The sequence below is a fragment of the Desmonostoc muscorum LEGE 12446 genome (genome assembly GCF_015207005.2).
GTDB classification, from domain to species: domain Bacteria; phylum Cyanobacteriota; class Cyanobacteriia; order Cyanobacteriales; family Nostocaceae; genus Nostoc; species Nostoc muscorum.
In genome coordinates this window covers 8,451,800-8,474,003 of sequence record NZ_JADEXS020000001.1, presented here as the reverse complement: position 1 = coordinate 8,474,003, position 22,204 = coordinate 8,451,800, and the positions used below count along the sequence as shown (strand labels likewise).

At 43.7% G+C, this 22,204-nt stretch carries 18 protein-coding genes and 4 pseudogenes; 12 read left to right on the top strand and 10 right to left on the bottom strand.

Translation table 11 applies throughout. From position 1 onward, the window contains the following. Positions 1 to 23 precede the first annotated feature (23 nt). Entirely contained in the window at positions 24 to 1,394 is a 1,371-nt protein-coding gene (locus IQ276_RS34775; protein WP_193912844.1) for an epoxide hydrolase family protein, read from the top strand. Between the two features lie 142 nt (positions 1,395 to 1,536). After that, positions 1,537 to 2,886, top strand: a complete 1,350-nt coding sequence (locus tag IQ276_RS34770; RefSeq protein WP_193912797.1) for a dihydrolipoyl dehydrogenase family protein — start codon at positions 1,537 to 1,539, stop codon at positions 2,884 to 2,886. A gap of 255 nt (positions 2,887 to 3,141) precedes the next feature. Here the strand turns inward: IQ276_RS34770 and IQ276_RS34765 are convergent, their stop codons facing one another. Then, a complete protein-coding gene (locus tag IQ276_RS34765) occupies positions 3,142 to 4,356 on the bottom strand; it encodes an acyl-CoA dehydrogenase family protein (RefSeq protein ID WP_193912795.1) in 1,215 nt (404 codons plus the stop codon). A 33-nt stretch (positions 4,357 to 4,389) separates the two neighbouring features. Beyond that, a complete protein-coding gene (locus tag IQ276_RS34760; protein ID WP_235116362.1) occupies positions 4,390 to 4,746 on the bottom strand; it encodes a cupin domain-containing protein in 357 nt (118 codons plus the stop codon). A gap of 174 nt (positions 4,747 to 4,920) precedes the next feature. Between IQ276_RS34760 and IQ276_RS34755 the strand changes: the two are divergent. After that, positions 4,921 to 6,150, top strand: a pseudogene (locus IQ276_RS34755) (ISAzo13 family transposase). Positions 6,151 to 6,574: 424 nt separating this feature from the next. On the opposite strand, the gene IQ276_RS34750 reads toward IQ276_RS34755, so the two are convergent. The 3 genes from IQ276_RS34750 to IQ276_RS34740 all read right to left on the bottom strand — a co-directional run bounded on the left by IQ276_RS34750 (position 6,575) and on the right by IQ276_RS34740 (position 9,686). Then, positions 6,575 to 7,081, bottom strand: coding sequence for a cupin domain-containing protein (locus IQ276_RS34750; RefSeq protein WP_193921779.1), 507 nt, complete (start codon positions 7,079 to 7,081; stop codon positions 6,575 to 6,577). Between the two features lie 22 nt (positions 7,082 to 7,103). Beyond that, on the bottom strand, positions 7,104 to 8,600 hold the full coding sequence (locus tag IQ276_RS34745; RefSeq protein WP_193921777.1) for an FAD-binding oxidoreductase: 1,497 nt from the start codon (positions 8,598 to 8,600) through the stop codon (positions 7,104 to 7,106). A gap of 78 nt (positions 8,601 to 8,678) precedes the next feature. Beyond that, positions 8,679 to 9,686, bottom strand: coding sequence for an alpha/beta hydrolase (locus IQ276_RS34740; RefSeq protein ID WP_193921775.1), 1,008 nt, complete (start codon positions 9,684 to 9,686; stop codon positions 8,679 to 8,681). A 215-nt stretch (positions 9,687 to 9,901) separates the two neighbouring features. Here IQ276_RS34740 and IQ276_RS34735 point away from each other — a divergent pair, with 215 nt between their 5' ends. From IQ276_RS34735 to IQ276_RS34725, 3 genes are all read left to right on the top strand, one after another. After that, positions 9,902 to 10,822, top strand: a complete 921-nt coding sequence (locus IQ276_RS34735) for an AraC family transcriptional regulator (protein WP_193921773.1) — start codon at positions 9,902 to 9,904, stop codon at positions 10,820 to 10,822. A gap of 344 nt (positions 10,823 to 11,166) precedes the next feature. Next, positions 11,167 to 11,589 (top strand): helix-turn-helix domain-containing protein, encoded by a 423-nt coding sequence (locus tag IQ276_RS34730; protein ID WP_193921771.1) that lies wholly within the window; start codon positions 11,167 to 11,169, stop codon positions 11,587 to 11,589. A 14-nt stretch (positions 11,590 to 11,603) separates the two neighbouring features. Then, entirely contained in the window at positions 11,604 to 12,206 is a 603-nt protein-coding gene (locus tag IQ276_RS34725; RefSeq protein WP_193921781.1) for a transposase, read from the top strand. A 50-nt stretch (positions 12,207 to 12,256) separates the two neighbouring features. Here the strand turns inward: IQ276_RS34725 and IQ276_RS34720 are convergent, their stop codons facing one another. Then, a complete protein-coding gene (locus IQ276_RS34720) occupies positions 12,257 to 13,279 on the bottom strand; it encodes an IS4 family transposase (RefSeq protein ID WP_235116239.1) in 1,023 nt (340 codons plus the stop codon). Between the two features lie 46 nt (positions 13,280 to 13,325). Here IQ276_RS34720 and IQ276_RS34715 point away from each other — a divergent pair, with 46 nt between their 5' ends. Continuing rightward, complete coding sequence (locus tag IQ276_RS34715; RefSeq protein ID WP_228043399.1) at positions 13,326 to 13,604, top strand: transposase family protein; 279 nt, start codon at positions 13,326 to 13,328, stop codon at positions 13,602 to 13,604. Between the two features lie 175 nt (positions 13,605 to 13,779). Here IQ276_RS34715 and IQ276_RS34710 read toward each other — a convergent pair. Beyond that, positions 13,780 to 13,989 (bottom strand): annotated as a pseudogene (locus IQ276_RS34710) (transposase family protein); the annotation flags it as partial. 71 nt (positions 13,990 to 14,060) lie between these two features. Here IQ276_RS34710 and cas1 point away from each other — a divergent pair. From cas1 to IQ276_RS34695, 3 genes and pseudogenes are all read left to right on the top strand, one after another. Further along, positions 14,061 to 14,393: pseudogene (gene cas1, locus IQ276_RS34705) on the top strand (CRISPR-associated endonuclease Cas1); the annotation flags it as partial. An 18-nt stretch (positions 14,394 to 14,411) separates the two neighbouring features. Continuing rightward, positions 14,412 to 14,699, top strand: coding sequence for a CRISPR-associated endonuclease Cas2 (gene cas2, locus IQ276_RS34700; protein WP_193921728.1), 288 nt, complete (start codon positions 14,412 to 14,414; stop codon positions 14,697 to 14,699). 325 nt (positions 14,700 to 15,024) lie between these two features. After that, the gene (locus tag IQ276_RS34695; protein WP_193921729.1) at positions 15,025 to 15,483 is read left to right on the top strand and encodes an ISAs1 family transposase; all 459 of its coding nucleotides are present in this window, start codon (positions 15,025 to 15,027) and stop codon (positions 15,481 to 15,483) included. Between the two features lie 110 nt (positions 15,484 to 15,593). Here the strand turns inward: IQ276_RS34695 and IQ276_RS34690 are convergent. Both IQ276_RS34690 and IQ276_RS34685 read right to left on the bottom strand, forming a co-directional pair. Continuing rightward, positions 15,594 to 15,839, bottom strand: a pseudogene (locus IQ276_RS34690) (IS701 family transposase); the annotation flags it as partial. A gap of 232 nt (positions 15,840 to 16,071) precedes the next feature. After that, positions 16,072 to 19,668, bottom strand: coding sequence for a WD40 domain-containing protein (locus tag IQ276_RS34685; RefSeq protein ID WP_193913096.1), 3,597 nt, complete (start codon positions 19,666 to 19,668; stop codon positions 16,072 to 16,074). A 169-nt stretch (positions 19,669 to 19,837) separates the two neighbouring features. Between IQ276_RS34685 and IQ276_RS34680 the strand changes: the two genes are divergently transcribed. Continuing rightward, on the top strand, positions 19,838 to 20,527 hold the full coding sequence (locus tag IQ276_RS34680; protein WP_193913095.1) for a response regulator transcription factor: 690 nt from the start codon (positions 19,838 to 19,840) through the stop codon (positions 20,525 to 20,527). On the opposite strand, the gene IQ276_RS34675 is transcribed toward IQ276_RS34680, so the two are convergent. Beyond that, positions 20,524 to 21,624: an ATP-binding response regulator gene (locus IQ276_RS34675; RefSeq protein ID WP_193913093.1), complete on the bottom strand. Its 1,101-nt coding sequence runs from the start codon at positions 21,622 to 21,624 to the stop codon at positions 20,524 to 20,526. The genes IQ276_RS34680 and IQ276_RS34675 overlap by 4 nt on opposite strands. 227 nt (positions 21,625 to 21,851) lie before the next feature. Here IQ276_RS34675 and IQ276_RS34670 point away from each other — a divergent pair, with 227 nt between their 5' ends. Then, the gene (locus IQ276_RS34670; protein WP_193913091.1) at positions 21,852 to 22,199 is read left to right on the top strand and encodes a PAS domain S-box protein; all 348 of its coding nucleotides are present in this window, start codon (positions 21,852 to 21,854) and stop codon (positions 22,197 to 22,199) included. Positions 22,200 to 22,204 lie beyond the last annotated feature (5 nt).

Sequence of the window (22,204 nt, the reverse complement as noted above, 5' to 3'; positions counted from 1 at the left end):
ATTTGCAGCAAAGAGAAAACACCATGATCGTAAAAAAAGTACATTACAAAACCAAAGCCCGCACCGCAAGAGCCTTCGCCCTGTTGCGACTCCTCGTTGCACTGTTGGCGGCAACGGTGTTTCTAGCATCGCCCGCTCGTGTGCTTGCCCAGCAATTTGCCCAAATCGGCGCACAAGCCCAGGTGGCAGCCAAGGCGGCAACCAAAGACAACGCCATTCGCCCCTTTCGCGTCCACGTCCCGCAAGAGGCGATCGTCGATCTCCGCAGGCGCATTGCGGCGACTCGCTGGCCTGACAAGGAGACTGTCGCCGACCAGTCGCAGGGCGTACAACTGGCGACAATGAAGGAACTTGTTCGTTACTGGGGAACGAAGTACGACTGGCGCAAAGCCGAGGCGAAGCTGAATGCCTTACCGCAGTTTGTAACGAACATCGATGGCTTGGAAATTCACTTTATCCACGTCCGCTCCAAAAATTCTAACGCTTTGCCGTTGCTCGTCACGCACGGATGGCCCGGCTCGGTATTTGAACAGCTAAAGATCATCGGCCCCCTGACCGACCCAACGGCCTACGGGGGGCGTGGAGAGGATGCCTTCGACCTGGTTATCCCGTCAATTCCCGGCTACGGCTTTTCCGGGAAGCCGACGGGCATCGGTTGGAACCCCGACCACATCGCGCGAGCATGGGCCGATCTGATGAAGCGCCTCGGCTACACCCGCTACGTCGCCCAAGGTGGCGACTGGGGGTCTCCCATCTCCAGCGCGATGGCGCGTCAAGCACCAGCAGGATTACTCGGCATCCACATCAACTTGCCGGCGACGATACCGCCCGACGTGGCCGCAGTGCTTGCCGTCGGCGGGCCTGCGCCGGACGGACTCTCCGAGAAAGAACGCGCGGCGTTCGACTCACTCGACAGGTTCAATAAGAAGGAACGAGCCTACGCCGTGATGATGGGTACGCGACCGCAGACGGTCGGGTATGGTCTGACGGACTCGCCGACGGGACTCGCGGCGTGGATGCTTGGGCATCCAGGCTTCGCGCAGTGGACGTACAGAGGCGGCGATTCTCAAAAGTCCCCGACAAAAGACGAGGTGCTGGACGACATCACGCTGTACTGGCTGACGAACAGCGCGGTTTCGTCAGCGCGGCTGTACTGGGAGAACAACAACAGCATCTTGAACGCGGTCGCGCAGAAGACCGCCGATATCTCACTTCCGGTGGCCGTCACGGTATTTCCCAGGGAGATATATGCAGCACCACAGACTTGGACACGGCGTGCCTATCGCCACCTGATTTACTTCCATGAGGCTGACAAGGGCGGACACTTCGCAGCGTGGGAGGAGCCGCAGCTGTTCTCTGAGGAGATCCGCGCGGCGTTCAGGTCACTGCGTTAGTTCAAAACCAATCGATTCACACCACAAACAGCAGACAAGGAGAATCGGTTGACTCAATTATGATTGGTGAAAAAGCAGCCGATTTAATTAAAGCCAGTCGTACTCAACAAACTGTAATCACTAGCTATCAACAGAGGTAACAATGGAAACAGCAGATGTAATCGTGATTGGAAGTGGTCAGGGTGGAGTTCCGCTTGCGGCTGACTTTGCATCATCAGGTCGAAATGTCGTTTTATTTGAGCGCGATGCTTTAGGCGGCAGTTGTGTAAACTATGGCTGTACTCCTTCCAAAGCCTTTTTAGCGGCTGCCCATGCCGCAGGTCGCGCAGGGCAAGCCGCAAAGCTAGGTATACATACACAGGTTGAAGTCGATTTTTCTACAGTGATGGAGCGTGTGCGTGGTATTCGCAGCCAGTTTAACCAGGGTACTAAGCGGCGATTAGAAAGTGCAGGGGTGAGAGTTGTCTGTGCGGAAGCTGCTTTCACCGGAGAGCGAACTGTAAGCGGAGGAGGTGTAACTGTGCAGGCTCCAATCGTCGTCATCAATACAGGAACATCCTCTACTATTCCTGACATTCCTGGTTTAGCTGGAACTCCTTATCTCACCAACCGAAATTTCTTTGATTTGCAACAGATTCCGCCCCGATTGCTCGTGGTCGGTGGTGGCTATATTGCCTTAGAGTTAGGACAAGGAATGGCGCGCTTAGGAAGCCAGACCGAATTAATTGTACGGGGCGATCGCCTGCTGGCTCAAGAAGAATCTGATGTCAGTGCTGTGCTTGCTGATGCCTTTGCACAAGATGGAATTGGGCTGCATTTTAACGTGACGGTTCAGCAGGTTGCTTACAGTAACGGTGTGTTTACCCTAACCCTGAATAATGGTAAAGTCCTTGATGGAGAAGCATTGCTGATTGCAACTGGACGCAAACCGAATACTGGGGCATTAAATTCTGCGGTGACTGGCGTTGAATTAGATGCACAGGGTTTTATTAAAATCGACGATCAGTTTCAAACGACTTGCCCTGGAATTTATGCGATCGGAGACGTTGCCAAGCAGCCTGCTTTTACTCATGTTTCTTGGGAAGACTATCGCCGCTTGAAAGCAATTCTGTCTGGCGAACATCGGACACGCAATGATCGCGTGTTAGGCTATGCCGTTTACACAGAGCCGCAAGTGGGCCGGGTGGGGATGACACTAGAACAGGCTCAGAAACAGGGTATTGCTGCCCGCGAAGTCACCCTGCCGATGGCTTACATCGCCCGTAGCATTGAGTGGGGACACGATCTGGGGTTCTACCGTATGGTCATTGACACCGACACGAATTTGATTGTAGGAGCAACGCTGGTTGGGTACGAAACGGCTGAACTCGTGCATGTCTTTTTGTCGCTGATGGAAGCTAAAGCAACGTGGCAGCTACTTGAACAATCGGTTCACATTCATCCAACTTACGGTGAGGCATTGCCCAGTCTCGCAAGACTACTCGTTGAATGATAATATGCCAACCTGTCTCAATATGTAAGAAATATCTGAATCGAAAGCTGAAAACAACACACCAATTCACAACAAAATCGTAAGTAATTAGCTGTACTTGATATTACGGCTTTTCAAGCTATTGAACAGTACCGGGATGGGTCAGGCAATTGTCTTTGATGCGGTTTTATGGAAGCGATGCCTACGGCGGTAAACTACGCTGATAAAGTTCATGGCCAAGAGCGATCGCTGTGCAGAGAAACAAAGATCATTTCATCAAGAGTAAGGTGTTATAGTTGGCACTGTGCCTGTCAATGCCCAGTTGCCGACTTCCCGAATTTTGTAGTCCACAGGATCGTGGAGCGTTGCTGTACGGAGGTTTCGCCAGTAGCGATCAAAGTTATAACTCTGTGCTGTGGCGCTTGCACCCATCGCATCAAACATTTGCGTTGTAATTGCTAAACCAATTTTGGTGACGAATGCTTTTGCTGTGTAAACAGCGATCGCCGCTTCTCCTCTTTGTTGGGCTGTTAAATTAATGCCCTTTTCGATGGCGGCTTGCAGTACTTGGGCTGCTCGATCAGTAAGCAAGGTTGCCGCTTCTAACTCCATCCAAAATTCACCATAATGATGCAGAATGTAAGGGTCTTGAATCGCCTGTTCTACCCCTGATGTAATCCAAGGGCGAGTTCTAGTTGTGGTGTAGTCCCGTGCAGTTGCAAACGCACCTTGAACAATGCCTAGATAAATGTTGACTTGATTGAGTTGTTTGAAGACATTAATTAGGGTGGCGATCGGGCTGTCACTTGGATAAATAGAAGTTAGAATTTCATCTGGTGTCACCAAAACTTGCTCAAACGTGACGCTACCTGAGTCAGTTTGGCGTTGTCCCATGTTGTCCCAATTTCCATTAAAGTGAATGCCAGGGCGATCGCTGGGAATAATTGCAATTACGGGCTGTTTAGAATCAGCACTTAAAGCACTGACAATCATCCTGTCTGAAAGGCTTGCTCCTGTAGCAAATCGCTTGATGCCATCGAACTGCCAGCCATGTTTAGTCGGAGTTGCCAGCAATCTTGGATCGAGTGCATTGGCTGCATTTGCCCAAAACCAGTTGTGCTGTACTGTATCTAAATAAAGTTGTTCTACTTGTGTTGGATTGCTGATTGAGAGTGAGCTGATAATCGTGGTGTGATTGCCAAACAGTTGACCGATAGAGCCATCAGCTTTGGCGAACTCGCGGATCAAGCCAAAGATTTTGACCCAGGAAGTTTCTCCTAATCCCCCATAAATCGTAGGAATCACCAGATTGAGTAAACCGCTTTGGCGCAACTGCTCAATCTCATGGATAGGACGATTGCCACCATTGCGTTCGCCTTCGGCGCAGCGAAGCTGATCTCGTTCTGCGGCTGTTTTGGCAAATTCCTGGGCAAGTTGATAACCGATAGCAAGGAAATTAAGCGGTTTTGTTGTTTCTAGTAATTGCTGCATATTTAGTTCTCCTTTTTTATTTTTCTCGCTGCCTCATTTGCTTGGTAGATCATCAGGTGATCCCAAAATTTCGTCGCCAATTTCAGCAGAAATACGTTGAGCTAACTCCATATCTGGTATTTCGTTTTCGTTCTGCGTTCCTACCTCTGCAATTAGTCGTGCAAAGGCACTAGGAGAAGCAACCATCAACCCGCGAGCAGGCTTGTCACTCAAAACGCCGATCGCGTGGGCTGTACCAGGAGGAATCAGGAAGGTTTCGCCAGCTTTCAACACAACCTTGTTTTCATCTGCCCAGACTGTGAACTCTCCTTCTAAGACATAAAGTTGTTCAGAGTAGCGCGTGTGGCGATGAAGAGGAGTTTGTGAGCCTGGTGGAAAATAACCTTCGATCAGATCGTATTTACCTTCGGTTGGGGACTTCCAGAAAATAAAATATACAGCTAATGAAAATGATAATCATTATAATGGGGGTGGTAGAGGCTGCCGTTAGCAGCCTCTACCACCCCAAGTTGTAGTAAATTGAATGATGATTCGATTTTCGATTTTGGGATATTTGAGGTGTCAATACAACTAACAGATTCATTGAAAAAGTTATTGAAGGAAACTGCCGAGCAATTACTCATGTGCGGCCAAGCGTAAATTTATAGCACAAACAGTTGCAACATTAGGACATGCAGGACAGTCTGTAGCAGAACAAGAGTTAGGATGGAATCGCGTAACTATTAGTAAAGGAATTAAAGAATTAACTACCGGTATCACTTGTGTAGATAATTATCGAGGTCGAGGACGTTATAAAGCAGAAGAACATCTGCCAAATCTTTTATCAGATATCAAAAAGTTGGTTGATGGTCAAAGTCAGATAGATCCAAGTTTTAAAAGTCAAAGGCTCTATACCCGCCTTTCGGCTGCCCAAGTGAGACATCAATTAATTGAAAAATTTGGTTATGGTGATGAAGAATTACCAACTTCAGAGACAATTCGGGTTAAATTAAATGATTTAGGGTATCGCCTCAAACGGGTCGCCAAAGTTCAACCTCAAAAAAAATTCCCGAAACTGATGCAATCTTTGAGCAATTAGCTATAGTTCATCAACAGGCTGAAGATGACCCAAGTATTTTACGCTTAAGTCTCGATGCGAAAGCTCGTGTAAGTATTGGTTCATTTGACCGTGGTGGTAGAAATCGAGTCCCGACAGAAACTGATGACCATGATTTCCATCCAAAAACAACTGTGACTCCTTACGGTATCTTCCTTACAGACCTTGACGAGCTATTTTTGTACTTTACAGAATCCAAAGTAACTAGCGATTTTATCGTCGATATTTTAGCAGATTTTTGGAAGTCCGAACAGGGGCGATTTTCGGAAATAAAAACCTTGCTTATTAATCAAGATAATGGAGGAGAAAATAATTCTCGACGCACTCAATTTATGAAACGTATAGTTGAATTCGCTCAAGAATATCAACTAAATATACGTTTAGCTTACTACCCTCCCTATCATAGTAAATATAATCCCATTGAACGGACTTGGGCTGTACTAGAAAATTATTGGAATGGTAGTATACTTGATGAAGTGGAAACAGCTTTAAATTTCGCTCATAACATGACATGGAATGGCAAACATCCTGTTGTTAAGTTAGTCACTAAAACTTATGAACTAGGAGTTAAGCTTACTAAAGAGGCTATGTCAACAATTGAGAAACAAATCAAGCGTTTGACTGATTCAAGCCATGAAACTTTCCCGGATTTAGGGAAATGGTTTATTGATATTTGCTATGGAGTAACATATTTTTAAAAAATAGTTATTAACGTTTTTTGTCACATAATTAATAATATTACCAATAATAACACTCTTGACGCAAAGTCAGGAAAGTGCAGATTTTTGATGTTTATTTGGGGAGGGCAAAGGTTGCCGTTGGCAACCTTTGCCCTCCCCCCTTTGTAATGATTATCATTTTTATTAACTGTATATTTTATTTCCTGGAAGTCCCTTAAGCGTCAACTTAAGTAGGGGTGAAATACAAGGGTTGGCATTATTCCGAACAATGTGTTCTAAATAGTCAGCCCTGGTTAAACCCAAGCATTCAGAGGCTATCCCTAAGCTTTTCCATATCAACCGATCATCTATGTCGCGACATAGGGATGGGGTGGTTAGATGGATTGAGAAGTAAGTACTTTCTAACGGTATCTGTTCCACCCCTCCCTATCCCAAACTCACGTTAATTCAGTGCAGGTTCAGTAGCAGCGTTGGAAGATGGAGCTTGAACAGACAGAGGCGCTCCAACGATCCAAGTGTCGTACTGGCGTGCAAGCTCTGTCCAACCTTCGGGCGGCGTTTGACCGATTTGGGGGAAGAATTCGTCGATGCCACCGGGGACGAAAGTGCCGAGCATCCGAGCCCTTCCGGGTCCAAGATTCACCCATCCATGCACGGTGTTACGGGGCACCACAACCGATGTTCCTGGCCCAGCCTCAAACTCTTTACCAGCACAGTGGAAGCGAAATCTGCCTTCCAGGATTTCAAATATCTCTTCCCTATCTTTGTGATAGTGGAGTGGTGGGCCTGAGAACGGCGGAACATCCACTTCAATAATTGTGAAAGCCCCATCGACATCTTTGCTATGGATGCGGATAGCCATCTGCTCGTCGAGCATTGTATCGAACCAGTCGAGGTTCTCGCTCTGTCTAACAATTGCAACTTTGCTTTGATTGAATTGAGTACTCATTGTTTCAGGGGTAAAGGTAGTGTTATGAACTTACTGAGGTAACAAGCATCGCTGGGGTAGCGGTGGGTTTGATATTCTGGTTGCGATGAAACAGATTGGTTGGGTCATACTGGTTCTTGATCGCCACGAGTCGCTCGTATGTGGCAGTCGGATAAACCTCACGAATCCGCTGCTCTCCCTCATCTGCCAGGAAACCCACATAAGCACCGTTAGCGTAGGGTAAGAGCGCCCGAAAGACTCGCTGGGTACGGGCATCGAGACTGGCAGCATCGGCAGATAATGGTGTGAAATGAGTGATCAACACCATGCCCTGTTTATCACGATGAGCAAAGGCGGTCGCATCAGGTGCGACCCGACTCATTGCGCCACCCAGGACACGCAGGGAAACCAACGTTTCAGGAGATATGACAGATTGAGCGGATTCAACTAATGCGTGTATCATCTCGTCTGAGAACGTCTCGAAAAACTGCGATCGCGAATGATGTTGAAAGCCAGGGATCTCACCAACTGCTGTAAGCGCAAAAATCTCTGAATAGGGCATGGGAGCGATCAGGTCGGCGATCGGAGTGGCAAGCTGACGCAGGGGAGCCACAACCCCCTCACCCTCGCTGATGTCACCGATGTAGCAGACCATAATCCCGACGACTGGGGTTCCCTGTTTGTCAGGGGGAATGAAGGGGGCAGGAGGTGCCAGCATGAACAAAACTTCAGTGGAAAGTGCATCGGGTGCTGCTGCTGCTAGACGAGTATACTCTCGCAAAATGCGCTCTGCCTCGGTTGCCTCATAAAAGACAGCACCACCCAAAACAGTTCCGCCTGGATGTAGATTTACCTCGAAAGCCGTTGCAATGCCAAAGTTGCCACCGCCACCGCGTAATCCCCAAAACAGTTCGGGATGTTCATCAGCACTAGCACGCAGCAGTTGTCCATCTGCCGTAACTAGTTCCACTGCTTGCAGGCGATCGATCGTTAAACCGTAGGCACGAACCATCCAACCGATGCCGCCACCCAGCAGCAAGCCACCCACACCCACAGAAGCAACGTCGCCTGCCGTCAATGCCAATCCAAAGGGTTGGAGCTTTTTGGCAACCTCACCCCAGGTAAGACCTGGTTCCAAACGCGCTGTGTGGTGTACTGGATCAATTGTTATCGTCTTCATGTAGGAGAGGTCGATCACCAGCCCACCGTTATTGGTGCCATGTCCGGCTGCACTATGTCCTCCACTCCGCACAGAGAGCGTCATTGCCTGCTCACGGGCAAAATTGACAGCGACTTTGACATCTTCCGCATCAATGCAGCGCACGATCGCAACGGGATAGCCATCAGCGAGACCATTCCAGACTTTTCGTTCAGCTTCATACGCAGGGTGACTAGGCAGGATCAGTTCACCTCGGATCTTCGAGACAAGTATCTTGATCGCTTCTTCGTAGTCACGCAGCTTCTCTTGTGGAGATGCTATTTGAACATGAGTTTGCCCATTTTGCTCGTATTGAGCAGTTCCTTGATGTTGTTCTGACATTAATTACTTCCTTTCATTGTTTAAAGACATAGAAATACTCCTGTTCATCAATACGCTGTGTCATGAACAGTAATGGATTTACACCAATACACTCCTCCATTCACCATCTTTTGTGATGGCGAAGTTAACTCCGCTATCAATGACGAGCGATTGTTCAGTAACTTCCAAGACAGGAGCCTCAACCTGTTTCAGATATTTCTCAAACCATTTCACGGCAGTTGTGCTGGCAATTTCAAAACCTTCTCCCTGGAAACCGTCGAAGTGTCCACCCTTCAAAATGGTGAAAGACTTCGGCTCCATTGCACCTGCATAGACAGAGGCAATTAAATCAGGAGGTGTGAGAAAATCCTTCTCGCCTGCAATCAGACATAGCGGAGTGGGAAAGATCGCCTCCAAGTGAGGAACGGGTTCGTAATAGAGAGAATGCTCGATCGATTCAAAGGTGATGCGATTCTCCCATCGTCCTTCACTGGCGCTTTTAGCAGATTCAACCCAGGTATATGCATCGGGTGTCGGCAGAAAGCTCGGTTGTCCGGGTGTGGCAATCAGAGGAAAGTAGCTCACTTCCCCAGTTTGATACCGTTTGATGCGGTCTTGTGAAAGCAAGGTTGTGAGTTCATCGAGGTCAAGGGGTGAAGTCAGACGACGGGAGTTGAGAAAAAGATTCACTGTCGGCATCTGGGCTACGACGGCTTTCACGCGCCGATCAAATGCCGCCAGATGCAGCACATGACCACCGCTATAGGAGAAGCCCCAAACACCGATGCGATTGGGATCAACTTCACGTTGGAGTTGAGTCCAGGTGATAGCATTGCGGTAATCCTCGTGCTGCTCGGTCGGGAGCATTTGTCCACGAGGTTCTCCCTCACTGGCACCGATGTAGCGGTAATCGAACAGTGTGACAACGAATCCAGCTTGAGCAAAGCGCTCAGCAAACTGTGGTAGACCCATCTCTTTGGTCAAGCCAATGCCATTCGCCATGACAATGGCAGGACAACGTTGACCAGATGCGGCTTGATCTGGAGTGTAAAAGGTGACGGAACACTTTAACCCTTTACTGTCAAAACTGGCAGTTCTTTTGTGCATCGCTCTCATTTATTGCCTTATCCTTTCATTGATCTTATGGCATGAGTTCATCTTATGCTTTGGAAAGAAGGTTCTGAATACATAAACTTTGCAGTTTATTGCCTGATTTTCTCAAACAGCCAGATGGTGTTCAAAAGAGTCCTCTATAATAGGTGCAGGAAAACGATGAGAAGGATGTCTCACGATACGTCGCTAAACGTTGACGAGGATCTGGTATGGCAGATGAATTTCTAAAGCGCGAGACCACGATTGATGCTTGTCAAGAATTGGCAAGATTAGTGAGCCGCCACACGGATGGCAGAGGAAACGGTGTCCATTCAACGGCGATCGCTCAGTTGGAATTTATGCGAGAATCTGCGGCTCCGACAGAACTCTGCACGGTGTATGAACCGACGCTTTGCATTATTCTTCAAGGCAGAAAAGAAACCTTACTAGGACAGGAAACCTATCATTATGGTGCGGCTCAATATATTGTTGTCACGGTTGATCTGCCGCTCAATGGAAATATTGTCGAAGCGACAGCGGATAAGCCCTATCTATGCTTTAAGCTAAGCCTGGATGTGACTGGGCTTTGGGACATTATTGACCAAATTCAGCGCCGTCGAGATCAAAAAGAAAGTTCAGTCAGAGGCTTGTTCGTCAGCGATGCAAATACCCCGTTGATTGAGTGTGCTACCCGACTCACACGGCTTCTGGATACGCCCGAAGATATTCCATTCCTGGCACCGATGATGATTCGCGAAATCTATTACCGTCTTTTAATGGGCGACCAAAGCGAAGCAGTTTGGCAGATTGCGACCTCCGGCAGCCAGATGCAGCGCATTGCCGAGGTGATTAACCAGATAAAAGCTGAGTTTACAAAGCCACTGAGCATGGATGATTTGGCAAAGCAAGCGAGAATGTCTTCCGCATCATTTCATCGGCACTTCAAGGCAGTGACCTCAATGAGTCCGTTGCAATATCAAAAGCAGTTAAGGTTATTGGAAGCCCGTCGTTTGATGCTGGCTGAAAATGCAGATGCAACCCGTGCGGCGTATCAGGTTGGTTATGAGAGTCCTTCACAGTTCAGTCGTGAATATTCCCGCATGTTTGGTGCGCCACCGATAAAGGATATTGAGCGTTTACGAATTGCCTGAGTATTGACTGTGAGAGCGATCGCTCTCGATGAACGTTAAACTGAGTGGCTCAGTACATAAACCCCAATGCATACAATACCTTCGCCAATTTACGAGGGTGAGTTGATGTACAAACTCCTATTTCTCCGAAGCTGGGCAAAAACAATCAGTCCTAAAAATTCCTTCCAGGTTTCTCGCAAGGCTTTTTTAATTTTTGTAGACTCTTATTTTGGCAAAGGTATTTTATAAATAAGTATTTTTTCATAAAAATAAATTTGTCTTTATTAACCAACAGCAGAATATTAATTAAGTAGGTAGACATGAAAAATTATAAGATAAGAGTAGAACAGAAGAGATGACTGAAAATGCCAGCAGCACTACGAATAAAACTGACTATAGAAGAAGACAAAACGTTGCAGGAATTAAGCTTGGCAGATAATGTACCTCGAAGAGTCAAAATTAGAGCGATCGCATTACGACTCAATGGCAATGGTTTAACAGTGCCAATGATTGCTGGTCACTTACGTATTCATGAGCATACAGTTCGAGCCACATTACGTCGGTGGGAAAACCTGGGACTAGGGGGTTTGTGGGAAGCGGCAGGACGTGGAGGAAAGCGTAAGTGGAGTTTAGCGGATATAAATGCAGTTGAACAATGGCTAGAAAAAGAACGTAGTTATACCAGCCGTCAAATACAAGAACGTTTGGAAACAGAGCGTGGAATCAGACTCAGTAGTAGACAAGTCAGCCGAATTCTAAAAAAAAAGATTATGCTTGGAAACGATTAAGGCATAAGCCACCTATTCCAAAATCACCATCATTCCAAGACGCTAAACGTGCCGATTGGTTAATGTTATGTCAGTTAGCAGCTGATGGATTAATTTGCCTAAAATATCTTGATGAATCTGGTTTTGAACGAACCAGTTCTCTCAATTATACTTATTCCAAACGTGGAGAGCAAAAATCAATCTATCAACCTTCTAGAAGAGGCAAAAGAATTAGTATTCTTGGTTTTTGGGAACCGCAGCAAAGTTTTGAATACGGGGCTGTAGTTGGTGGTTTCAATAGCAAACGTTACTTGCAATTACTCCAATGGCAGACACATTTAGCCCAACAGCGTCTTGAACAAACAGGTAAAATCACTGTCATTATTCAAGACGGAGCATCATTTCATCGCAGCAATCAAGTTAAACAATACTGGCAACGTTGGCAACAACAAGGTTTGTATATTTTTTTCCTGCCACCATACTCGCCTCAAATGAACCGTATTGAAGATGAATGGCTGCACCTAAAACGTCATGAGCTTTCTTCTCAGATTTTTGACGATGAATATGAACTAGCGATCGCTTTGATTCATGCTATCCAGAATCGTGCAAACAATGGTAACAGAAATGTTGAATGCTGATACAAAACTTTACATAAATGGTTACAGTAACTCTAAAAAGCCTAAATTAGTCAACATAACATCATCTCCTCAAACCAATGAACATAACTGATTTTCTGACACATACAAGATTGTAAATAGCGGAATTTATCTAATAGCGTATGTCCCCATTGTTGTGGGATAGATAATATCTGTAAAATTAGATAAGCTATTAAACTAACGTAAATTTGTATAGTGATACCATTGACGTTCTTAGTAATTAATTTGTCAAGTTTTAAGTGCATCTTTAAAAACTTCCATAACAATTCAACTCCCCAACGTAATCGATAAATATCCCTAATTTCATCATCACTAACGGCAGCCTCTCCATCAGCAGGTAAATTAGTTACTAGGCGAAACTCAGTTTTTGTTTCTAAATCACAAAAATTAATGACTCTATAGGCTTGAGCATCATCAGATGCACCAACTTTGATTAATCCAGTCACATCGTCAAATTTTAGTTTCCAATTGTTTTTAATCCGCAAAACAAAGTATTTATTTTCTTGTACCAATTCTTGGATAAACTTTAATCCCGCGAAGCCTCTATCCATTACCCCAACAGCATTTATTGGTAGACTAGACATCATCTTTGAACCAAATTGATAATCATGATCATGTCCAAAGTTGATGAAGTTATCTGATGGACTTCCAGTAGCTAGATTGAGAGAACTGAAAAGTTTTACTTGATGGTGTCCTAATACCCATAACAATTTACTTGTGAGAGTAATAATTGTTGAATCTATTGGACAAATTGCATATCTATCGTGTAACTTTTTTTGAACTTTCTTCTGTACTAATTCATTTAATTTTTGGTAAATTTCTTGAAAAGGTTTTTGGCTTCGATGTAAGTTTGCTTTTGAGAAAGTAGAAATATCTACCTCAAATCCTATGTTGTTTAATCTCTTAAACAAATCTCGCATACTTGTTAAGCTGTTATCCATAGCATAAGATAGCCAGCACTCAAAGAACAGACGACTGTTCAATACCGGATAATCGTTTTTTGGCAGTCCTCTCAAGATATCTTTGACAATCTTGGGAAATGAATTTATAATCACTATCAAATAGATATACTTTAATCTTCCGCCCAAAATTTAACATATTTTGGGCTGTTTTTATCGGATTTTTCTTAACATTCAACACTTTTGCCCTCATAAGAAACGAAAAAATACAGAAATCTCGGAATTACAAAAACAAGAGAATAAAGAACTCTCGTCACGCAGAATAGCTGTTGAACACATGATATGTCGGGTCAAAATATTTCGAGTAGCCAGTGATAGATTTCGTCTAGCTCGACATCGATATAATCAGGTACTTCTGGCTGTTTGTGGGCTGGTAAGGTTACGAATTAATCGGTTATTTTCTGTTACCCTTAATACTTAATTTGCTATTTATAAATTCATTTATTCTGATTCTACGTTTCTGCTCTAATTCCATTTTTTTCTCTCTCAATGCCTTCAAACCCTCATTTTCTCGTACTGCCAGATGGCGATCACTCCTTCCGTGCAAATCCTTGTAACTCTCTCCTGGTAAGCTTTCATGATTCGCGGATGAGTCTAATATGATAATAAGTGCGGTATTCTCTCCAATATTGAATCACCATTAAAACTTGGTCTTCAATAGTTAATTTAGGACGGCGACCAGGCTTCTTCTTTTTTTGAGCATCAGCTTTAACTACATCAACCATTAATTCAAAGATTTTACGGCTCACTCCAGTCATTCGCTTAAATTTTTTTGCAGTAAGCTGTTTGGCGTTCTCTATTTTCACTGCTCCTCAAAGTCCTAATTGCAAATTGCCAAACCCTTGATTATACCATAAAACACTTTTGCAAGAGTTCTTGTGAGCGCTATGGTAGACCGTCGCTGGCATTAGATTTAATGGAAGAATTTCGTCCTCTCATAGTAGATGCAGTAGTATTATCTACACTAAATAAGCAATTACTGACAAAAAGCGATTTTGTCATAGAGCCTTTAAGTGGAGCAGTATCTTTAACCCTACAAGGACGAAAAAGATTTTTGCAACAGTACGCGCAAAAGAAACAGTCCGAGTTTAAGCATCCAGTCTTAGGTCGCAAATGCACATATCAAGAAGCATTTGAGCTACAGGCTCGATTACTCGCTAAATACTTAATGGGAGAAACCGAAAAATACCCACCATTGGTTTTGAAGTAAAAGCGGGAGAGCCGACCAATGAATGTGATTGTTTCTTATGATATTCCCGAAGACAAACGCCGCACCAAAATCCACAAAATACTCAAGTCTTACGGTCAGTGGGTACAGTACAGTGTGTTTGAATGCGACCTTACTGATACTCAGTATGCAAAATTGCGATCGCGCTTGAATAAGTTGATTAAGCCTGAAAGCGATAGCATCCTCTTTTATTCAATGTGTGCTTGCTGTGTAGGTAAAATTGAACGTATTGGTGGGCAACAGATTCGTGATAACAGTATTTTCTTTGCAGAATGCGCGGATAGGTAGGTGTTGAAAATACGATTCTTCAAACAGGGCTTCAAACCCGCACAGGGTGAGTGTTTTGGAAAAAGTAGCGCCTCAAGTACCCGCGCACCTTACACAGTCTAGGTTCTAGCGATTTCCTCACTACTCAAACTTTATTCTTCATGGTATAATTGGCTCATTCGCGCAGCAGAACCTTGAAAACTAAATATATGTACAGTTTTGGGCTGTTGCCGTTGAAATTTCACTAAATCCCTATGAGGGATTGAAACACTTCTCCCCCCAGGCGGTCAGGGCTGATTCATTCCCTAAAACAGGTAAAATTGCAAGTGTTGAGGGGAGGAAAATTATGGGTAGTTCTCTGATTGAACAACTGCGGCTTGTGGAAGATTTTAGAACAAAAGATAGACTGACAACAAGGACTGTTGAAGTTTTTGATGATTTGAATGGAATTGACCTATCCTGGGCGGGAATTAAGTCCTTAATTCGAGTTGAAAGAACTGGAACACGAGGAGGTCAACCATATCATGAGGTTGTCTGTTACATTAGTAGCCTCATTCATCCCGCACGAGAATTTGCTCGTGGTATTCGCGGGCATTGGAGTATCGAAAATCGCCTCCATTGGATTAAAGACGTAGTTATGAAGGAGGATGACTCAAAAATACGTATGGGTAATGCTCCGGCGAACCTCTCAATCCTCAGAGCGATCGCCATTAATATACTCCGTCGAAATGGTCATCTTTCCATCACAATTGCTCAAAGATTTATCTCTAATGATATTGACAAACTTCTTGCCCTTGTGGAATGAATCAGCCCTGCCCAGGCGGTAGGCTATCCATTGTGGTTGAAATTTCACTAAATCCCTATGAGGGATTGAAACATGCTGTTGAGTTCTTGGACATTCGGACTCACCCTGCGTTGAAATTCTTCAGAATATCTTTTATCTAAAATGCTATCATCAAATATTATGTAACCATTGTCATCAGGCTCAACTACATCTTTCACGTTATCCCATAGTAAACGAGGTGTTAACTTTTCTGTTTTGAAATAATAGTTAACTTTATCATGGCTAATACTCTCTAAATGCTCTGCCAAATTGGTAATGGTATAATTAATTTGGCTACTAAGTAGATACTGGCAATAATCTAATTTAGTAAACTTCATATTCAAAAGTATTCGTTACAGTAGCCTGAGCAGCAGCCCAAAAGTTTGGTGTGAAAACGAACAGTTTACATTTGTACTCTAGTTCATTTCATGTGCATTCTGTAGTACTAAAGTACTATTTGTTAGCGATCGCATTGTGCCAGTTGCGTAAGTCCTGTAAATGTCATGACTAAACCATGACATTTGTCATGGCTTCCTTTGAAGATATCCAATCTCAGCAAAAAACTATTCTTTAGTTTTTGTCTCGTGCTGATATAACGTCTTTTTCAACTGCACCCAAAGCTTTTAACGACGCTTTTTGCGCTGCTGTAATTCCTGTGACATTGGTGATATTCATACCTTCATAGGGGCGTTCGGCTCTAAGAGTTTTCAAACATTCTCTTGTGTTGACATCCCATATTTTTATCGTTTCATCCCAATTTCCAGTAACAACCATAGTACCATCGCAACTGAACCTGAGTGTCCAGACAACATCACTATGACCAGTAAAAGTTTTGAGGCATTTTCCTAACGTCGATTTTGAGCTTTGATTTTTGGTTGATTTGTTTGCTTCCAAACCTTCTATTTGAGAATAAATTTCGCTGATATCCCAAAATTTGAAAGTACGATCCATACTTGCACTAGCAAGGAGTGGTTCTTTTGGACTAAAGCATACAGAACCGACTGGATCGGTATGCTCATGCAATGTTTCCAGGCACTTACCTGTGTTAACGTTCCATATTTTTATAGTCTGGTCGTAGCTACCAGTTGCTAATAAACGACTATCAGCACTAAAGGCAACTGCTAATGCATAATTAGTATGACCCTCTAAGGTTTTTAATAGTTCTCCTGTACTACTATCCCACAGTTTTATAGTATGGTCATAGCTAGCACTAGCCAAAAAGCGACCATCAGGACTAAACGCCACTGACCACACCCAGTTATTATGTCCTTGTAGGGTTTGCAAGCATTGTCCTGTTTTGATATCCCATAAACGCACTGTTTGATCTTCACTGCCACTGGCAATAGTGCGACCGTTGGGGCTAAATGCCACCGACCAAACTTGTTTAGTGTGTCCTTCAAGGATTTTCAGGCATTGTCCTGTGTTAATATCCCACAAGCGCACTGTTTGATCTTCACCACCGCTAACAAGCGTGTAGCCATCAGGACTGAATGCCACGGACTCAATTCGACTGCTATGCCCTGCCAAAGTTTGGTAGCATTCACCAGAATTAACATTCCACAGCCGCACAATTTTTTCATCACCGCTACTAGCAATGGTCTCCCCATTTAGACTGCAAGCCACTGACCAAATTTTTCTGGTACATCCTTGCATGGTTTTGATGCACTTACCTATATCAGTATTCCAAAGTTTGATTGTTTGGTCGTCACTGCCACTAGCAAGAGTTTGGCTATCGGGACTAAACGCCACTGACCAAATTCGATTTGTATGCCCTTGTAAAGTTGTGAAACATTGCCCTGTGTTAATATTCCACAATCGCACAGTTTGATCCTCGCTACCACTAGCAAGAGTTTGACCGTCAGGACTAAATGCTACTGACCACACCCATTTATTATGACCCACTAAAGTTTTCAGGCATTGCCCTGTGTTCAGATCCCAGAGTTTAATCGTGTTATCATGGCTACCACTTGCAAGGATTTTACTATCTGGGCTAAAGGCAACTGTCCAAACCCAATTGGTATGTTCTGCTAATAGTTTGAGACATTGCCCTGTGTTAATATCCCATAAGCGCACGGTTTGATCCTCACTGCCACTAGCGATGGTGCGGCCATCGGGACTAATTGCTACTGCCCAGACCTGCTTGTTATGTCCTTGAAGATTTTTAATACATTCCTCAGTGAAAATATCCCAAACTCGAACAGTTCGATCTTCGCTGCTAGTAATTAAGGTGCGACCATCAGGGCTTAAAGCTAAGGAGCCAATGCGACTGGCATTTCCGGTGAGTGTCTTGAGGCATTGACCTGTATTGACATCCCACAATCGTATTGTTTGATCGTCACCAGCACTAATTACAGTATTACCATCTGCACTGAAAACAAGTGTACGCACCCAATCTGTGTGCCCCTCACATACAAAAAGTAATTGAGAATCAACCAAACGCCAAATACGCACGTCGTTATTTGAGTCGCCAGTAGCTAATAGCTTATTTTTGGGGCTGAAAGCAAGTGTGAGAATACACCCAAATGTTTGGGTAAAAACTGACTGGAGAAAATTAGAATTGGTAAAGTTAACATGAGGTAGATTTCTGTTTTGCAGGTAGGCTTGACGAATAGTTAGGTCAGAAAAATTGTAGCCTGTTAAATTAAATTGCAAATGGCAACAAAGATTTATCAGATTGCCAGCACCGTAATGAGAAAGTTTAACTTTTGGACTTTGCAATTGTAAAAGCACGATCGCTATTTGTTGCTCTAGAGCTTTTGGCGAACTAAATGTTTTACAAAATTGTTCGGCGATAGGCTGCAATATCAATCTCTCTTGGCTTTCCCTGACATAATCTTTCACAGTAGTTTTTATCAGTGCATGACTATTAAATAGGGATAGTTCTACTGTTGTCAGTTCATTTGTCACTCGCTCAATTAGTCGGTCGATAACATACTCCATCACCACGGGTTGCTGGGTGTAGTTACTCGATTTGCTTTCAATTAGCGATCGCCCATTTAAATATTCCAGAGCCTCTAAAATCCTGCCTCTGGAGACAGTTGGTACAATATCTTGTTCTAATTCCGCAATATTTACCCACTCACGATTTATTGCTAGGCAGTACATGATAGTTTGTTCTAGCGATGACAACCGCTCAAACTGTTGTGCTAACAAACGGCGAATGCCATTAAAAATAATCGTGTCTTGTTTGAGGAATTCACTCAGTTCTCCGCTAAATAGGTTTTGAATGGAAGTCGCAACAATTTTTAAAGCTAAAGGACTGTTAGAGTAGCGATCGCATAGTAATTGTTTATCATCCACAGAGCCAGTTACCCCTTTAGCTTGCAATAAGGCGTATGCTGCTTCTGGCGAACCTTGGAGCCTCATCGCGCGCACGGCCATTTCCACACCTTCAAAGGTAGCGATTTCAGCAGGTTTTTCACGACTAGTCAGGATGACACAACTTTGGTGTTGCACTTCTGCTACTGTCCGCAGCAATCCGCCATAATCTTCATAGCCAGAGCGATATTGCCCAGCTTGCTCTGCGTCTAAAATAGTCTCCATATTGTCTAAAATCACCAGACAACGTGCATTACGTAGGTAATGAATCAGCTGCCTTATATCTGCTTTGATTTCTTGTTGATGAGAGACAAATGTTACTAAATCAATTAATAGAGTTGCCAAGGGAGGGGCATTGCGTAAACTGCGCCAGATAATAAAATGAAACTCTGATTCCAGCAGTTGCGCGAGTTTCACTGATAAAGCACTCTTGCCAATTCCACCCATACCTAGCAAAGCGACTAAGCGGCAGCGATCCTCTACTAACCATTGACTGAGGATTTTTAGTTCGCTTTGTCGTCCGTGAAACACAGAGACATCTATTGCTTCGCCCCAATCAACTCGCTTGTCAACACTTTTTACCTCGGACTTTACGGGAACAGGTACTGGCAAGGGTGTATCATTTAAGTTATCTATGTTAGCGATCGCTTGCCAATCAAGTCCTAGTTTGTCACATATTTCCCGAAAATATGAATAATCTATGGGTTTACCGTTCAAAAATTTACTTATAGTCCCTAAAGCTAATCCTAGCTCTTGAGATAAGCTCTTTTGGCTGGGATAAGCATTGCGTTTGAGAGCTAATCTCACATTTTCTAGGCATTCAGCACGAACTTTCAGCGATCGCGACATACGCAATAAGGAATAGTAAAGTAGAAATACTGGATTTCGTTAATTTTACGGTAAAGTTAGTTAGAAGTCAGTCAAAAGTTAGTCATTTCTTAGTTTTGTACTTGGTAATCATCAATGTTTAATGATGTTATTGATTATTACTGACTTTTTCTAAATATAGATGCAGCTTATGATTCAGGTATTACTCGTAGAAGACCAAGAGATCGTCCGTCGTGGGCTGAAGACTTTGTTAGAGATTCAACCAGACTTACAAGTAGTCGCAGAAGCTGAGAATGGTCAAAAAGCAATTCAACAAATGGAAAATCTCTATGGTGGAGATTCTCAGCCAGACATTATATTGATGGATATCCGTATGCCTGTAATGGATGGGGTAGAAGCTACACAACGTATCTGCCAGCAGTTTCCAAACACGAAAATTTTGATTTTGACGACGTTTGACGAGACACAATATATTTCCGAGGCGATCCGCTTTGGTGCTAAGGGATATCTATTAAAGGATACGCCTGCACAGGAGTTGGTAGCCGCAATTCATTCTATTCACAAAGGCTACACTCACTTTGGCCCAGGAATTCTGGAAAAGATGCTCGTTGCTGTGCCTGCATCTCAACCAGCGCCAGAAAAACAACCACCAGCAAAACTGGGAGAACTTACCACTAGAGAACGAGAAGTTTTGCGGTTGATTGCTAGTGGGCTGAGCAATCGAGAAATTGCCCAAAAGCTTTTTCTTTCAGAAGGTACGGTCAGGAATCATATTACTAATATTTTAAATCGTCTCAATCTACGCGATCGCACTCAAGCCGCGATTTTTGCCAATTCTTTTCTAAATCACCTAGAAAATTCTGAGCTTGCTGTCGCCTAAGTTTGAGGAAATCTAGCAGTAATTCGACAGCCTCGATTTGGCTGACTAGCAATTTCTAATTGGCCTCCTAAAGCAGCTATCCTTTCCTGCATTCCTTGGAGTCCAAATCCCTTTTTATTGCTGTTTACTTGAAAACCCTTGCCATTATCTTCTAGTATCAGTTCCACCCCATCAGCAGTAGGCTCGATTTGAATCTGCACTGCCGTCGCCTGTGCATATTTGCAGATATTAGTCAAGCCCTCTTGCAAAATTCGATAAATCGTTGTATTCATGGCATGGCGCAAGTTTGGTGGGATCTGAATTTTAGTTTCTGGTAAAATGCCAGTGAGTCGATAAAATTCTTCTGTCAGGTTAGCGATCGCCGCTTCTAAAAGCTGGCTTTGTAAAGGTTCGGATCTAATTAACGCCACAGAATCGCGCACTGCTTTTAAAGTTTCTGACCCCAGTTGTTTCGCTTCTAACAAACATTCATAAGCTTTGGTGGTGTTATCTTGCCATAAAGCCATAGCCGCTTCAAGTTGAATGTTCAGTGCTACCAACGAATGGCCTAAAGAATCATGAATATCACGGGCGATACGATTGCGCTCTTCTATCGTAGCCATTTCCTGAAGCCGCAAATTAAGTTCCTTTTCTTGCTCTAACGCTTTAAGTAAATCTGTCTCGGCTTGCTGCAAGCGAGAATTTTGCACTTGCAGTTGTGCTTGCAATCTCCGAGTTTTCAGTTGCGTTTCAATCCGAACAAATACCTCTTGGAGTTGAAAGGGTTTGCTAATATAATCAACACCACCAACTGAAAATGCTTTGACTTTATCGAATGTTTCATTTAAGGCGCTGATAAAAATCACCGGAATCTCGCTGGTTTTGTCATCTACTTTTAACTGCTGGCAAACTTCATAGCCATTGAGTCCTGGCATAGTAATGTCTAGTAAGATTAAATCGGGCGGTTGAGCTTTGATACCCATCAATGCTGTAGCACCGTTGGTGACACATCGCACCTCATACCCCTGCTCAGTCAGCATTTTTGATAAAAGGCGCAGGTTATCGATGGTGTCATCAACAATGAGGATATCTCCTTTATGTGAGTCGCTGCTATTCATAAATTAAGCTCAAGTCAAGATTAAAAAATCAGCATTTTTAATATCGAGGTATAGCGAAAATAAAAATACATAACAAAAGAATATAGCAGTTTTGGCATAAATTAGTGGTTGATGGCAGTTAATTAAGGAAATACAAGCTAACTTGCTGATTTTTGTTGTAGTTATCTTAAAATTATCAATACTTGTTTATCCTCTGCCAAGACCACTGAGATAGTAAAGCTTATTCTATGAAAACTATTAGTGAAATCAAGTTAGAAACTCAACTACCTGTCATTATTACAGACCAACAAGGCTTTGTTACATATATCAATGAGGCTTTTAATCAGGTTTATGGCTGGGGTTATGAGGAAATTATTGGCTTACCTCTGGAAGTCATTATTCCCCAAAGCCTTCATGATTCCCATCGGTTGAGCTTTTCTCGCTTTATCATGACGGAAAAAGCTAAAATTCTGAATCACCCTCTGTTGCTAAAAACTGTGACTAAGGATGGTATTGAAGTAGAAAGTGAACATTTTATCACCGCAGAAAAGCAGGGCGAAAATTGGTTTTTTGCAGCGACGATTTCTCCTTTATAAAAAGT

Coding starts and splice junctions, on each gene's coding strand:
- IQ276_RS34680 (WP_193913095.1), top strand. CDS start 19,838: ATGATTCAGGTATTACTCGTAGAAGACCAAGAGATCGTCCGTCGTGGG.
- IQ276_RS34670 (WP_193913091.1), top strand. CDS start 21,852: ATGAAAACTATTAGTGAAATCAAGTTAGAAACTCAACTACCTGTCATT.
- cas2 (WP_193921728.1), top strand. CDS start 14,412: ATGAATGTGATTGTTTCTTATGATATTCCCGAAGACAAACGCCGCACC.
- IQ276_RS34685 (WP_193913096.1), bottom strand. CDS start 19,668: ATGTCGCGATCGCTGAAAGTTCGTGCTGAATGCCTAGAAAATGTGAGA.
- IQ276_RS34745 (WP_193921777.1), bottom strand. CDS start 8,600: ATGTCAGAACAACATCAAGGAACTGCTCAATACGAGCAAAATGGGCAA.
- IQ276_RS34775 (WP_193912844.1), top strand. CDS start 24: ATGATCGTAAAAAAAGTACATTACAAAACCAAAGCCCGCACCGCAAGA.
- IQ276_RS34750 (WP_193921779.1), bottom strand. CDS start 7,081: ATGAGTACTCAATTCAATCAAAGCAAAGTTGCAATTGTTAGACAGAGC.
- IQ276_RS34735 (WP_193921773.1), top strand. CDS start 9,902: ATGGCAGATGAATTTCTAAAGCGCGAGACCACGATTGATGCTTGTCAA.
- IQ276_RS34695 (WP_193921729.1), top strand. CDS start 15,025: ATGGGTAGTTCTCTGATTGAACAACTGCGGCTTGTGGAAGATTTTAGA.
- IQ276_RS34740 (WP_193921775.1), bottom strand. CDS start 9,686: ATGCACAAAAGAACTGCCAGTTTTGACAGTAAAGGGTTAAAGTGTTCC.
- IQ276_RS34730 (WP_193921771.1), top strand. CDS start 11,167: ATGCCAGCAGCACTACGAATAAAACTGACTATAGAAGAAGACAAAACG.
- IQ276_RS34765 (WP_193912795.1), bottom strand. CDS start 4,356: ATGCAGCAATTACTAGAAACAACAAAACCGCTTAATTTCCTTGCTATC.
- IQ276_RS34675 (WP_193913093.1), bottom strand. CDS start 21,624: ATGAATAGCAGCGACTCACATAAAGGAGATATCCTCATTGTTGATGAC.
- IQ276_RS34770 (WP_193912797.1), top strand. CDS start 1,537: ATGGAAACAGCAGATGTAATCGTGATTGGAAGTGGTCAGGGTGGAGTT.